The 13,459-nt window shown below is 69.0% G+C and carries 13 protein-coding genes and 1 pseudogene; 8 read left to right on the top strand and 6 right to left on the bottom strand.

Features of this window, described 5'->3' with window-relative positions; all coding sequences use genetic code 11:
- Positions 1 to 290, bottom strand: a pseudogene (locus GT354_RS22665) (saccharopine dehydrogenase); the annotation flags it as partial.
- A gap of 88 nt (positions 291 to 378) precedes the next feature.
- Here GT354_RS22665 and GT354_RS22660 point away from each other — a divergent pair.
- Complete coding sequence (locus GT354_RS22660) at positions 379 to 969, top strand: TetR/AcrR family transcriptional regulator (protein ID WP_161358210.1); 591 nt, start codon at positions 379 to 381, stop codon at positions 967 to 969.
- 238 nt (positions 970 to 1,207) lie between these two features.
- On the opposite strand, the gene GT354_RS22650 is transcribed toward GT354_RS22660, so the two are convergent.
- The gene (locus GT354_RS22650) at positions 1,208 to 1,894 is read right to left on the bottom strand and encodes a cytidylate kinase family protein (RefSeq protein ID WP_161358208.1); all 687 of its coding nucleotides are present in this window, start codon (positions 1,892 to 1,894) and stop codon (positions 1,208 to 1,210) included.
- A gap of 328 nt (positions 1,895 to 2,222) precedes the next feature.
- Here GT354_RS22650 and GT354_RS22645 point away from each other — a divergent pair, with 328 nt between their 5' ends.
- The gene (locus GT354_RS22645) at positions 2,223 to 2,831 is read left to right on the top strand and encodes a dihydrofolate reductase family protein (RefSeq protein WP_161358207.1); all 609 of its coding nucleotides are present in this window, start codon (positions 2,223 to 2,225) and stop codon (positions 2,829 to 2,831) included.
- A gap of 318 nt (positions 2,832 to 3,149) precedes the next feature.
- Here GT354_RS22645 and GT354_RS22640 read toward each other — a convergent pair whose 3' ends face one another.
- From GT354_RS22640 to GT354_RS22630, 3 genes are all read right to left on the bottom strand, one after another.
- The gene (locus tag GT354_RS22640; protein ID WP_161358206.1) at positions 3,150 to 4,388 is read right to left on the bottom strand and encodes an alpha/beta fold hydrolase; all 1,239 of its coding nucleotides are present in this window, start codon (positions 4,386 to 4,388) and stop codon (positions 3,150 to 3,152) included.
- Between the two features lie 358 nt (positions 4,389 to 4,746).
- A complete protein-coding gene (locus GT354_RS22635) occupies positions 4,747 to 4,887 on the bottom strand; it encodes a hypothetical protein (protein ID WP_161358205.1) in 141 nt (46 codons plus the stop codon).
- Between the two features lie 365 nt (positions 4,888 to 5,252).
- Positions 5,253 to 5,903 carry a TetR/AcrR family transcriptional regulator C-terminal domain-containing protein gene (locus GT354_RS22630; protein ID WP_161358204.1) on the bottom strand — a complete coding sequence of 217 codons (651 nt, stop codon included), beginning with the start codon at positions 5,901 to 5,903 and terminating at the stop codon, positions 5,253 to 5,255.
- Between the two features lie 68 nt (positions 5,904 to 5,971).
- On the opposite strand from GT354_RS22630, the gene GT354_RS22625 reads away from it, so the two are divergent.
- From GT354_RS22625 to dmpG, 5 genes are all read left to right on the top strand, one after another.
- On the top strand, positions 5,972 to 7,441 hold the full coding sequence (locus GT354_RS22625; RefSeq protein ID WP_161358203.1) for an FAD-dependent monooxygenase: 1,470 nt from the start codon (positions 5,972 to 5,974) through the stop codon (positions 7,439 to 7,441).
- 352 nt (positions 7,442 to 7,793) lie between these two features.
- Positions 7,794 to 8,558, top strand: a complete 765-nt coding sequence (locus tag GT354_RS22620) for an IclR family transcriptional regulator (protein WP_161358202.1) — start codon at positions 7,794 to 7,796, stop codon at positions 8,556 to 8,558.
- Between the two features lie 84 nt (positions 8,559 to 8,642).
- A complete protein-coding gene (locus GT354_RS22615) occupies positions 8,643 to 9,539 on the top strand; it encodes a fumarylacetoacetate hydrolase family protein (protein ID WP_161358201.1) in 897 nt (298 codons plus the stop codon).
- Entirely contained in the window at positions 9,536 to 10,483 is a 948-nt protein-coding gene (locus GT354_RS22610) for an acetaldehyde dehydrogenase (acetylating) (protein WP_161358200.1), read from the top strand. Before GT354_RS22615 ends, GT354_RS22610 begins: the two co-directional genes overlap by 4 nt.
- Positions 10,480 to 11,493, top strand: coding sequence for a 4-hydroxy-2-oxovalerate aldolase (gene dmpG, locus GT354_RS22605; protein ID WP_161358199.1), 1,014 nt, complete (start codon positions 10,480 to 10,482; stop codon positions 11,491 to 11,493). Before GT354_RS22610 ends, dmpG begins: the two co-directional genes overlap by 4 nt.
- A 207-nt stretch (positions 11,494 to 11,700) precedes the next feature.
- Here dmpG and GT354_RS22600 read toward each other — a convergent pair whose 3' ends face one another.
- Positions 11,701 to 12,564 carry a helix-turn-helix transcriptional regulator gene (locus GT354_RS22600; RefSeq protein ID WP_237535347.1) on the bottom strand — a complete coding sequence of 288 codons (864 nt, stop codon included), beginning with the start codon at positions 12,562 to 12,564 and terminating at the stop codon, positions 11,701 to 11,703.
- Positions 12,565 to 12,953: 389 nt separating this feature from the next.
- On the opposite strand from GT354_RS22600, the gene GT354_RS22595 reads away from it, so the two are divergent.
- Positions 12,954 to 13,459: Rieske (2Fe-2S) protein (locus GT354_RS22595; protein WP_161358197.1), on the top strand; the 506-nt coding region annotated here is incomplete at its 3' end.

The raw sequence follows: 13,459 nt of genomic DNA, 5'->3' as shown, positions 1-13,459 counted from the left end.
GGCAACCCGCGGTGTTGCGCGTAGTGGAGCCCGTTCAGGTGGTCATCCCACAGCGCGGCGACCACGGCCGAGTAGCGGTGATGGGCCGGGAGACCGAGATCGCTGCGCCGCAGGTCGATGGTCACGGCCGTCGCGGCGCCGAGTCCGTCGGCCGTCCGCTGCGCGCGGTCGATGTCACGGCCCGCGATCGTCAGCGGCAGCGCCGGGTGCCATCGGCGCAGGAGGGCTGCGGCATCCCCGCCTGCTTGGCCCGAACCACCCAAGATCAGTACCGATTTCGACTGCTCCACTGTGGGTTCCTCTCGTATCCGTGCACCAACCTACATTTTGTAACTTACATTTTGTAGCCTAATCTGTGGTGCGAGGCAAGGGAGGGCAATGGCCACCACACCGACCCGCCTGTCCAGGCAGGCCAGACGGGAGCAACTGCTCGACGTCGCCACGGCGATCGTGCGCACCCAGGGCGCCGACGGCCTGACTCTGGTCACCCTCGCGGAGGTGGCCGGGGTGAGCAGGCCGATCACGTACGGCCACTTCGGCACTCGCCCCGGCCTCCTGCTCGCGCTCTATCGACGACTCGACGACCGCCACCGAGCCGTGATCGCGCAGGCGTTGGAGGCTGCCGCGCCCACCGCTGACGAGGTCGCCCGCGTCGTCGGCACGGCCTACTTCGCCTGCGCCACCGACATGCCCGAGTTCGCCGCTGTTTCCGCCGCGGTGAAGGGAAATCCGGACATGGAGGCGATCCGGCACGAGATACTCGACAGCTATACGGACCTGATGGCCGCCGCACTGCGGCCCTACTCCGGCCTTACGCCCGAGGCCCTTCGTCTGCGCTGCGTCGGCCTGCTGGGCGCGGCCGAAGCGATCGCCGCCGAGCTGAACCGAGAGCGGATCGCCGCCGACGATGCAGTCACCGCACTGACCGACCTGATCGTGGGCGCCCTCGCCACCAAGGGCGACCGTTAAACCGACCCCAACTCGGCGAGCCTCTCCCACGCCAGGCGTGTGAAAGCGCACGACTGCCCGATGTCCTCCTGCAGCGAGCCGCTTTCGCGCAGGTCGGAGATCGCGGGCTTCTTGTCGCTACGGCTTTCGGCCGATCGGGCGCCGACCTGCTTGCGACGTTCACTGCCGCCCTGTGCTGCGATTTCGGCGGCCGGGTGTGATGGGGTGCACGCGGTTCGAGGCCGGCAGCTGATCCGCGTCATTGCTTGTGCGTGGATCGGTGCGGCCTGACTTCCCAGGCGGGCCGCTGGAGCTCGTCGTTGTTCACGATGATGTCGGCGTGGTGAATCGGGCGGGCCTGAGCGAAGTAGAGCTGTTGGGAGGGGATGTAGCGGTCACGCCAGGACCGCTCGATCTCGGTTGTGCCGGCGGTGCCTCGGGCCTGGGCGCGTTCCAGTGTCCGATCGAACTCGACCGCGACGAAGATGCTCAGATCCCATCGGTCGAGCAGCTCCGGGCGATGGAGGAACACACCGTCGAAGAGCAACACGGCATCCGCGGGAGCCGTGGCGACCGGCAGGGACACCGTGGTGTCGGTTTCCCGTTGGTAGATCGCCGTCCGGAACCTTCGGTCCCCATCCGGGCCCAGCGGGTCGAGCAGCACCCGGCGCATCGCGTCGCGGTCGTGGGCGTCGAAGTAGCAACCTTCGGCCGAGTACTGGCCACGCCGATATCGCTGTGCCCGGGGGAACAGGAAGTCGTCGATCGTCGCGCGGACGACTTTGCGGCCCTGCGCGCGGAGGACGGCGGCGAGTTCGTCGGCCAGCGTGGTCTTGCCCGCGCCCGGCGGCCCGTCGATGGCGACCCTGAGCGGATGCGCGGTCGTGACGGATCCGATCTCCGTGGCCAGTCGGCCGAGGAGGTCGTCGCGGGTGCCGTGTTGCATCGTCCTTCCCCTTCATACGAGTTGGCGCGCCAGTCGATGCATCGAGTCGATATGTCGAGACGATATGTGGAGTCGATGCTGCTGCGGAAGGTCCTTTCGCGACCTTGGTGACGCAGGTCCACCCCAGCGGCAGCGCCGGCCGGGGTGGCCGACCCACACGACCCGACAGACCGACGAAGACCTCGGGCGTCGATGTCCGAGCAGCGCATCGAGGGTGTCTTCGTCGGTTGACCCGATCCCTGGTGCTTTTGCCATGGAGGTTCGTCGATGAGTTTTCGGCGGTGGTGCGGTCTACCCATCGACGACAGGACGACAAAGGGAGCACGCCATGCGCAAGATCATCGTTTGTACGTTCCTGACGCTCGACGGGGTCATGCAGGCGCCGGGCGGTCCGGACGAGGATGCGGAGAGCGGCTTCGGGCACGGCGGCTGGCAGAAGTCGGTGTCCGACGACGAGGTCGGCTCGGGTATCGCCGGTTGGTACCAGGACTCCGATGCGATGCTGCTCGGCCGCAAGACGTACGAGATCTTCGCGTCGTACTGGCCGACCGCCGATCCCGACAACCCGTTCACCGAGCGGATGAACAGCTCGCACAAGTACGTGGCGTCTCGGACCCTGACGTCCGTCGAGTGGCGCAACGCCACGCTGCTGGAGGGCGACGTCGTCGATGCCGTGCGCACGCTGAGGGCAGCCGAGGGCGGCAACATCAACGTCGTCGGCAGCGGCGACCTCGCCCAGACCCTCATGCGGCACGACCTCGTCGACGAGTACCGGCTGACCATCCACCCGGTGATCATCGGCAGCGGAAAGCGGCTGTTCGCCGACGGAGCGATCCCCACCGCGCTGGAGCCGGTCAGCGTCTCGACGACGAAGGGCGGCACCGTCCTGGGCATCTACAGGCCGAACGGCAAGCCCAGCTACGACAGTTACGAGTAGGACTTCGCTCCGTCTTGTCGAGTGTCCGTCGCGAGCATGTCGTGGGTGTGGACATGAGGCAGTTGCGGGGCCTGCGGGTGGGGTCGGCGGGGTCGTGGCGGACGTGCCCCGCTGCGGCGATCCCGGTCATGTCCCCTTGGGCGGGACCGGGCAGCGGCCGGGGCGCCTTGGTCGAGGTGACCCGGCGACGGGGTTCGCGAGTCGTCGGCGCGATCCGGGACCTTCCGAACTGCCGGACGGGACCTGCAACACCTGCCACAGACCATTTCCCACCACCGCCCCCCGGATTCGCGAAACCCGTCCCGCCCCGACGGAGTCCTACCGGCCGACGGTGATGCCGGGGGTGGACGACTTGGCCTGCTTCACGTCCCACGGTGCGTTGTTGTAGGCGTGGACGTCATACGTCCAGTCACCGGACACCGTCTGTCCGGGCTGGGCCTTGGTCATGGGGGTGTACAACTCCATGGTGCGGGTGGCCACACCGGCACCGTCGTAGGTCGTCTGGCCCCACTCACCCGCGCGCCACAGGATGCCCTTGACGTTCTTCGACTCGCAGTTGTAATTCTTGTCGGTACCGGCGTACTCCCAGATGGCGGCCACGTAGTAGTAATAGCCGCAGCCCCGGATGGAGAGGTTGGTCTGCACGTCACGGGCACCGCTCTGCCCGCTCGCGCGGGTCGTCGTCACGCATGCCTGGCCGTACGCGTTGACCCACCTCTCGCGGCCCCAGAAGCTGTCGAGGCTGCCGCAACCGACCTGTACCGCCTTGGGAGTGTGCGCGCCGTCGTTGTCGGCGATCATGTCCAGGGTGCGTTTTTTGGTCCAGTCGTCGTGGTAGAAATCGCCGTGCTCCATGCACCGGGTGACGAAGTTCTCCGCACCGCGGAGAATGCTCGTTTCACCCGCGTAGGCCCCGGAGGGGTCGCCGTTCTTGTCGGCGCCGAAGACCACGCCGTCGCAGAGACCGGTACCGGCGGCCACGACGATCGGCTCGTCGCCGATGTTCGACCGGAACGTGACGTAGTTCGTCGGGCCGGGGATATCGCCCACGCTCCCCAGCCATTGATAGAAGTCGGACCCGGGCACCATCTGCTTCACCTGGCCATCGCACTTGATGCCGGTCGCGCAGGCGACGGTGGCCGTCACGGTGCCGTGGTTGGGCGTGCCGTAGGTGACCAGATGCGCCGTGGTGACACGGTGGCCGGAGTCGAGCCTGAGGTAGGCACGAGCGACCAGCCCGCCCATGGAGTGGGCGATGATGTCGATCTTCCCGTCCGGGGACTTGGCAACGAGACCCTTGTCCTTGACGTAGCCGGCGAGTTGCTCGCCCAGGGTGACGATCGAGGTATCTCCGGGCGTGTAGTCGCCATATCCGAACGAGAACAACTCGTCGGACGAGTACCCGTACTTCTCGACGTCCTGCTTCATGCCGTCCCACACGCCGGGCCCGGAACCGTATCCGTGCACGAAGACGATGGGACGGTGCGCGAACTTGTCCTCGGCGTGGGCGACGCCGGACAAAGAGCCGACCGCGACGGACGCCACGAAGGCGACCATCAGGGCAAGGGATCTGCGGAGTCTGCCGGTTTGACGCATGGAACTCTCCCCGAGCATGGTGGGGCGCGCCCTTCCCCGACCCGTGCCGGGAGAACGCGAACGGGTGGCGGCACCGGCGGTGTTCCCCCAGGCCGCACGGAACGGCAACCGCAAAAGCGCGGATGAGGACCGCGAGCGCCGCCGAAACCACGGTCGCCAACCCGGCGGTCGTACCGCAAGAGCCACATGCCGGGACCACACGATCGGCGCATTCGTCCTACCGGGACATGCGGGAACTCGCCGATCCCGTCCGGGACATGCGTCGGCGCCGGCCGGCGTCGTGGAGCGACGCCGACCGGTCCCCGGCCCGTTGGTCGGGTCAGTCGCCGACCGTGTAGACGACCTCGACCTTGCTCTCCGTGTCCGGCCGGGCGAGGGTGGCGGTGTGCGTGCCGGGGGAATCCTCGTCGACCCACCACACCGTGCCGTAGGGCCCGTTGTCGTTGGCGCCGCCGCACATGAAGTCGTCCGAGTCGATCAGATCGACCTGAATCGCGAAGCCACTCCGCCCGCCCGGGGCCCGGACATTCGTGCGGCCCCCCGCTGCACCGAACTCGCTGCACCGAACTTGCTGCTCCGACCGCACTCCGTAGCGACCGCGATGCATCGAGACTGCCGAAGTCGTCTTGGGCCCCGTGGTGCCGGACGATCAAACCGTCCCGGACGGCGAGGTGCGCGGCGGAACGCGCACGGTGGGTTGGGCGGGGCCGTCTGCCGCGAAGGCCGAGGCGACGAGGACTCGCTCGGTGAGAGGCCACCCATCGTCGGCACGGGAACCACGGGTCTTCGTGGACCGGGAGAGGGGGTGTAGAGGAAGCCTCGGCCTCATGGACGATCCGCCCGACCGCCGTCCACGACGGGAAGGCGGGACAGAACCGCCTCCAGGCCGAAGGCGAAGCGCTCGTCGAAGTTCTGTCGGAGATGGGGTAGGACGCGCCGTAGCGCCGGGTGTTCGCCGCATTCGACGGCCTGGGCGAGCCTCGCGTCGTCCTCCTCGCCCTCGGCTTGCTCCTCCTGGGTCAGGCCGAGGGTGAAGTAGTTGACCGTCCAGGCCGTCCACGCCGCCTGCCGCTCGTCGGCACCGGCTTCCAGGAACGCGTCGACGAGGCGGTCGGCGAAGCGCAGCGTGTTCGGTTCGGCCGGATAGGTGCCGGTGACCAGGGCGGCGCCGTCGCGACGGGCGAGCAACGCCTGCCGGTAGCGGCCGACCAGCTCGCGGGCGCGTGCCGCAGGGGCGTCGGGCAGGTCGTCGTAGCGGATACCCGCGAGGACGGCGTCGGCCATCAGCTCCAGCATTCTCGCCTTGGTCTTCACGTGCCACAGCACGGTGTTCATCCGCACCCCGAGGCGGTCGGCGACCGCCCGGGTGGAAAGCCCGTCCAGGCCGCGCTCGTCCAGCACCCGGAGGGCGGCATCGATCACGGCGGCGCGGGTGAGTCGGCCCGCGAGGTCTTCTCCGGCTTGCTTCTTGGTCACTGACCTAGTTTACTCCATTCCAAGCGTTGGTCACCGACCAAGAGTCGGTGTCGAGAAGGAGAAAGACCATGAACTGTCAGGTTGTCGTCGCAGGTGCCGGACCCGTGGGCCTGTGGCTCGCCGGCGAACTGTGCCGCGCAGGCATCACCGTCGCCGTGATCGAGCCCCGCTCCGAACGCGACTCCCGCTCCCGCGCCCTGACCGTGCACCCCCGCACCATCGAGACCTTCGCCTCCCGCGGCGCACACCAGCCCTTCGTGAGCGAGGGCATACCGCTGCCCGGAGGCCACTTCGGTGCCCTCGACTCCCGCCTGGACTTCCGCCGCCTGCCCAGCCCCTTCCCGCACACCCTCGCCCTGCCCCAGGAGCGCACCGAGGCACTGCTGGAGGGCCAGGCCCTCGACCTGGGCGCGCACATCCTGCGCGGGCACCAGGTCACCGGCTTCATCGAGCACCCCGACCACATCGCCGTGCACACCGCCGGACCGCACGGGCCCTCCACCCTCCGGGCGGCCTACCTGGTCGGCTGCGACGGAGCCCGCAGCACCGTGCGCACCGCGGCCGGCATCGACTACCCCGGCACCCCCTCCACCGTGTTCGGCTGGCTCGGCGACGTGGTCCTGGACAACCCGCCGGTCCCCGGCTACAACTACTTCGGCCCTGCGGGCGCCCTCATGGCCGTTCCCATGCCCGGCGGCATGCACCGCGTGGTCGGCATCACCCCCCGCGACCTCACCACCACCTGGCCCGGCGACCTCACCCTGGACGAACTGCGAGAGAACGTGGCCGCCATGGCCGGCACCGACTTCGGCCTACGCGACCCGGCCTGGCTCTCCCGCTACGGCAACGCCACCCGCCTCGCCGACCGATACCGCAAGGGTCGCGTCTTCCTCGCCGGAGACGCCGCCCACCAGCACTTCCCCGCCGGCGGCGTCGGCATGAACGTCGGCATCCAGGATGCCGCCAACCTCGCCTGGAAGCTCGCCGCCACCCTCAACGGCTGGGCGCCCGCAGGCCTGTTGGACACCTACCACGCCGAACGCCACCCCATCGGCGCGGACCTCACCGCCACCAGCCGCGCCCAGGTTGCCCTGATGACCGCCTTCACCCCCGAAGGACTCGACCTGCGCGGCCTGCTCGCCCGGCTGATTACCGCCCTGCCCGACCTCAACGACCACTTGGCCGCCCAGGTCAGCTCCCTCGCCGTCACCTACCCGCCCACCACCCCCGGCGACCACCCGCTGACCGGCACCCGCGCCCCGGACCTCACCCTCGGCGACACCGGCCTGTTCGCGCTGCTGCGCGTCGACCGTCACCTCCTGCTGGACCTCACCGGCAGCAGCCGCCTCGCCGGATACGCACGCCGAGGACTGCACGTCCACACCGCCACCCCGTACCAGCCACCGGCCGAGTTCACCGACGTCCGCGCCGTCCTGGTCCGCCCCGACGGCCACATCGCCTGGGCAAGCGCAGAGCACGACGGCACCGCCCTCACCGACAGCCTCACCGCGACCCTCGCCACCACGCACCGGAAGTGAGCCGCCCGCGCGGCACGGACGCGGCGACGGATTCGGAGCGACACGACGGACGACAACCTCGCCCACGCGCGCGCCCACACCTTCCGGGGATATCGGGGGGCTTCGCTCCCTCGCGTCCCTCACGGTGGGCGCGGCGGATTCGCTGCTCGGCGCGTCACCGTGTCCGCCCCCACCTGTTCGTTCGCGCGGTCCGGTGGGCAGTGACGGCCCACCGTCACGCCGGGGCCGCGCGGGTTACGCCGTCCCGTACAGTCTGAACGTCGCTCAGGACGTCACACGGGTTCCCACCTGACGAAGCGGCCGTAACGACGTGCGCCGGAGACCACCCGGGCACCCCGGGAAGGAAGAACCCTTGAGCGACGACGCGCCGAGCGGCGTCCTGGTGAAGGCCCTCGCCGTGCTGCAGGCCTTCACCGTCGAGGACACCACGCTGGGCTTCGCCGAGTTGCAGCGGCGTACGGACTTCGCGAAGAGCACCCTGCACCGGGTTCTCCGCGATCTGGTGGCCGCCCGTCTGCTCGACCGCGTGCAGGGGCGCTACCGCCTGTCCGGCCTCGTCTTCGAGTTGGGGATGCGCGCCTCCGTCGAGCGCCGACTGCTCGAAGTGGCCACGCCCTTCATAGAGGACCTCTACGTCCGCACTCACGAACTCGTACATCTGGGCACGCGCGAAGGTACGGAGGTCGTGTACGTCGCCAAGATCGGCGGCCACCAGCAGGCCGACTCCCCGTCCAGACTGGGCGGACGCATGCCGCTCCACGCGACGGCACTCGGCAAGGTGCTGCTCGCCCACGCCCCGGCCGACGTGCGCGAGGCCGCTCTACGCGGCCCCCTGGAACGCAAGGCCCCCCGGACCATCACCCACGTCGACATCCTGACGCGGCAACTGTCCGACATCGCCGCATCGGGGATCGCCTTCGAATACGAGGAATCGGCGGTCGGCATCGTCTGCGTAGCCGCCGGGATCTTCGGACCGACGGACGAGATCGTGGCGGCCGTGAGCGTGACCGGACGGGTGCACCGGTTACGGCCCGCCCGCTACGCGAGCAGCGTGCGCGCGGCCGCGGCGGGGATCTCCGCGACGCTCGGCCGCCGCGCGAAGCCGCGCAACCACTGAGCCCGAGCCACCACGAACGGGAGGAGTTCCGTAAGGCGGAACTCCTTCCTGGGCCTGGGGACCCGCTGTGCCGAAGCTGAGGGTATGAACAAGATTTCCCCCCGAGGCGAAGCCGTGGCGCAGGCGGCACAACGACTGCTGCGCGCCGCCACCGACCGCGTGCCCTGCTCCCCGGTGCGCGACCTGATCGGCAGCGACGACGTAGAGGCCGCCTACGCCGTGCAGAAACTGCTCACCGCACGCCGCCTCGAAGCGGGCGGCCGCGTCACCGGCCGCAAAATCGGTCTCACGTCCCCCGCTGTTCAGCGACAACTGGGCGTGGATCAACCGGACTTCGGAGTGCTGTTCGCCGACATGAGCGTTCCGGACGGGGGGTCCGTGCCGGTCGCGGAGCTGCTCCAGCCCAGGATCGAGGCAGAGATCGCGTTCGTCCTGGGCGCGGACCTCGCCACGGGCCCCCTCGACGACGCCCAGGTGCGAGCCGCCGTGGCGCACGCGGTCCCGGCGCTGGAAATCGTGGACAGCCGGATCCGCGACTGGGACATCACCTTCGGTGACACCGTCGCCGACAACGGATCCTCCGCCCGCTACGTCCTCGGTACGTCGGCCAAACCGCTTGCCGAGTTCGAACCGGTCGAGGCCGTCATGACCATGAAGCTGCACGGCGAGACCGTGTCCGGCGGCACCGGCGCGGCCTGCCTGGGCAACCCGCTGACCGCCCTCGCCTGGCTGGCTCGGACGGCGCTCGCCGTCGGCGACCCGCTGCGCGCGGGCCAGATCGTACTGTCCGGCGCCCTCGGCCCGATGGTGCCCGCCGCGGCCGGAGACGAGTTCACCGCCGACATCCCCGAACTCGGCTCCGTCTCCGTTCGCTTCCACGCCTCCGCCAACGAAGACGCATCCTCCGGCGAGGACGCATTCTCCGACGAAGACACATCCTCCAACGAAGACGCATCCTCCGACGAAGGAAGCCCCGCATGAAGACCAAGGTTGCCGTCATCGGCTCGGGCAACATCGGCACCGACCTGATGATCAAGGTGCTACGCCTGTCGGACACCCTCGAGATGGGTGCGATGGTCGGTATCGACCCCGCGTCCGACGGGCTCGCCCGCGCTGCGCGGCTCGGGGTCCCCGTGACGGCGGAAGGGGTCCAGGGCCTCATCGCGATGGAGGGCTTCGCGGACATCAGGGTCGTCTTCGACGCGACGTCCGCGAAGGCGCATGTCGCCAACGCCGCGACGCTCGCCCCGTACGGCAAGCAGCTCATCGACCTGACCCCCGCCGCCATCGGCCCGATGGTGATCCCGGCGGTCAACCTCGACGACCATGTCGCCGCCGTCAACGTCAACATGGTCACGTGCGGCGGCCAGGCCACCATCCCGATCATCGCGGCGATCTCCTCGACCACGCCCGTCCCGTACGCGGAGATCATCGCCTCGATCGCGTCGAAGAGCGCCGGTCCGGGCACTCGCGCGAACATCGACGAGTTCACCGAGACGACCAGCGTCGCCATCGAGACGGTCGGCGGCGCCGACCGGGGCAAGGCCGTCATCGTCCTCAACCCGGCGGAGCCGCCGTTGATCATGCGGGACACCGTGTTCGCGCTGGTGAACACGCCTGACGAGACCGAGCACGACGCGATCCGCGCGGCCGTGCTGCGGCGGGTCGAGGAGGTGTCGGCGTATGTGCCGGGCTACCGCCTCAAACAGCGGGTGCAGATCATGCCGGTCCCCGCCGACCTGCCCGTGCACACCCTCACCACGGCCCCGGTCACCCACCAGGTGTCCGTCTTCCTCGAGGTCGAGGGGGCCGCCCATTATCTTCCGGCGTACGCCGGAAACCTCGACATCATGACCAGCGCGGCTCTGCGGATGGCCGAGGCCATGGCCGCCCGCGCCACCGCACCCCAGGGAGCCGACGCATGACCGTGGCCGAGCTGTTCCTCCAGGACGTCACCCTGCGCGACGGTATGCACGCCATCCGGCACCGGATCGAGCCCGAACAGGTCGGCCGGATCGTGGCCGCCCTCGACGCGGCCGGCGTCGACGGGATCGAGGTGTCCCACGGAGACGGGCTCGCCGGCGGCTCCCTCAACTACGGCCCCGGCAGCCACACGGACTGGGAGTGGATCGAGGCGGCGGCCGAGCACATCGACCGCGCCCGCCTCACCACCCTCCTTCTCCCCGGCATCGGCACCATCAAGGAACTCAAGCAGGCGTACACGCTCGGCGTGCGCTCGGTGCGGGTGGCCACGCACTGCACCGAAGCCGACGTCTCGGCCCAACACATAGCCACAGCACGCGAGTTGGGCATGGACGTCTCCGGCTTCCTGATGATGAGCCACATGGCCGACGCGAAGACGCTGGCGCGGCAGGCCAAGCTCATGGAGTCCTACGGCGCCCACTGCGTCTACGTCACGGACTCGGGCGGCCGGCTGATGCCGGACGGCGTCCGCGAGCGGATACGGGCCTACCGCGACGTACTCGACCCCGCCACCGAGATCGGCATCCACGCCCACGAAAACCTCTCCCTCGCCGTCGCCAACTCCATGGCCGCGGTGGAGGAGGGCGTGACTCGCGTGGACGCGTCCCTGGCCGGCCAGGGCGCGGGCGCGGGCAACTGTCCCATCGAACCGTTCGTCGCGGTCGCCGACCTCAACGGCTGGAAGCACGGCTGCGATCTCTTCGCGCTGCAGGACGCGGCCGAGGACCTGGTACGCCCCTTGCAGGACCGTCCGGTCCGGGTGGACCGTGAGACCCTCACCCTGGGCTACGCCGGGGTCTACGGTTCCTTCCTCCGCCATGCCGAGGCGGCGGCCGAACGCTATGGCATCGACGTCCGCACGATCCTCGTCGAGGTCGGCAGGCGAGGTCTCGTCGGCGGCCAGGAAGACATGATCGTGGATGTCGCACTGGGGCTCGTGCAGGCGAGCTGACATCACGTACGGGACAGGGCCGGAAGGGCAGGACCTTCCGGCCCTGTCCCATCACGCTCCGGCACCGGTGGGCGGCCCGGACGGTTGCCCCAAGCCCGGACCCCGTGGCGCGGCTTCGACGCCGTCACGAACGACGGTCGGCGTCCGAGAGCCATCCTGGGCGGCCGGAACACCTCCGCGCTGGACCGCGTCGTGCGCGTCCCCCACCTACCCGCGCGGGGACGCCGAGAAGCCATCGGCCACCAAGGCGGCGAGCCTGTGCGCGAGGGGCGAACCAGGTTCCACCACATGAATGAACAGGCTCAAACCCGGGTCGTGGGTGACGTCGAGGCGTTCGTAGGGGAGCTTGAGGTCACCGACGACCGGATGGTTCACATGCACGTCGCCCGAGCGATGGTGGACGATGTCGTGATCGTCCCAGCGGGACCTGAACTCCCTGCTGCGCGAGTTGAGATCGAGGATGAGCTCGGAGAGTTCGCGATCGTCGGGATGACGGGTGGAGTACCACCGCAGCGCTCCCACTGTTTCGTCGGCGACACGCTCCCACCGGCACTCGAAGGCTCGGCTGACCGGGTCGAGGAAGATGAAGCGCGCCTGGTTGCCCTTGTCTTCGGGGTTGGTGAACAGGGGCGCGTAGATCGCGCGGGCTTCGCGGTTCCCGGCAAGAAAGTCCATGCGGTAGTTGGTGATCCACGCCGGCAGGGGACTGAGCGCAGCGGTGATCGCGTGTAGCTCCGGTCGTACGGCATCGCCGGGGTGATCCTGTGCCCCGGCGGCCGTCGGAGTCCTGTCCACGGAGTGCGCGAGGTCGTGGAGGTGCGTGGCCTCGAGCTCGTCGAGGTCGAGGGCACGTGCGATGGCGCCCAGTACGGCCTCGGAGACACGCACCTTCCGACCGCGTTCGAGGCGGGCGTAGTACTCGACGCTGATGCCGGCGAGCGCGGCCACCTCTTCCCGTCGGAGGCCGGGTACTCGCCGCCCGATGCCGGTCGCACCGCTGAAGCGTGCGGGGTTCACACGTGCACGGCGGGAGCGGAGGAAACCCCCCAGGTCACTGTCTTCAGGTGGCATGGTCCGAAACTGTACGCCCGAGACAGCCGAACACGTACTGCCAGTACGCGTTACCTGGACCACGTAACGACCGGCTCTGCCACGCGGCGGGCAATTCCCCGACACTAAAGCCACCCGGTTCCCGGTGATTTCGGTGCGGAAACCACAACCGCCTCGGCGCCTGAGCCGACGAGATCCGTCCGCACCCGAAATCCGGGCGCCGGGCGCGGTCCACAAAACGATCGAATCCATCCCGGATTTCTCGGCGCAAGGAAAGAGCACCGTCTGCGCCGAGCGAGATCTCGAAGTGAGCACATATGACTTCAACCGCAGAATCGCTCGCGGACGCCCCGGCGAGGTTCGGACATGTGTGACAGCCCGATGCGACCGTCTCGAAGGGAGACAAACCGATGACCGCGCAGGCACAACGTCCGACGCCGTCCCCGGACGAGCACACGCGCACCTCGCCCATGCTGGTGCCCCGAAGGAATTACACCGATCCCGCCCTCTACGAGGAGGAACGGGTCAAGATCTTCCGGCGTACCTGGCAGCTCATTTGCCATGAATCCGAGCTCCCCGAGGCGGGCAGCTACCGGACGGCCAGGATCGCCGGAGAACCGGTCGCGGTGTGGCGCGGCACCGATGGAGTCATTCGCGGTTTCCACAACGCATGCACCCACCGCGGAGTCGAAGTACTCCTCGGCGCCAAGGGCACGTGCCCGGGCTCGGTGAAGTGCATGTATCACGCCTGGACATTCAGCGACAAAGGCGACCTCACCGGAGTACCGTTCCCGCGGGCCTATGGTGAGGGCCTCGACAAATCCGAGTACGGCTTGACACCGGTCAAGGTCGCGGAGTTCGCCGGACTCGTTTTCGCCGCGATCGACCCGGCCGTCGAAAACTTCGAGGACTACCT

The sequence above is a fragment of the Streptomyces sp. SID3343 genome (assembly GCF_009865215.1).
Classification (GTDB): Bacteria; Actinomycetota; Actinomycetes; order Streptomycetales; family Streptomycetaceae; genus Embleya.
The sequence above is the reverse complement of the archived record's forward strand: the minus strand, read 5'-3'. Positions and strand labels throughout refer to the sequence as shown.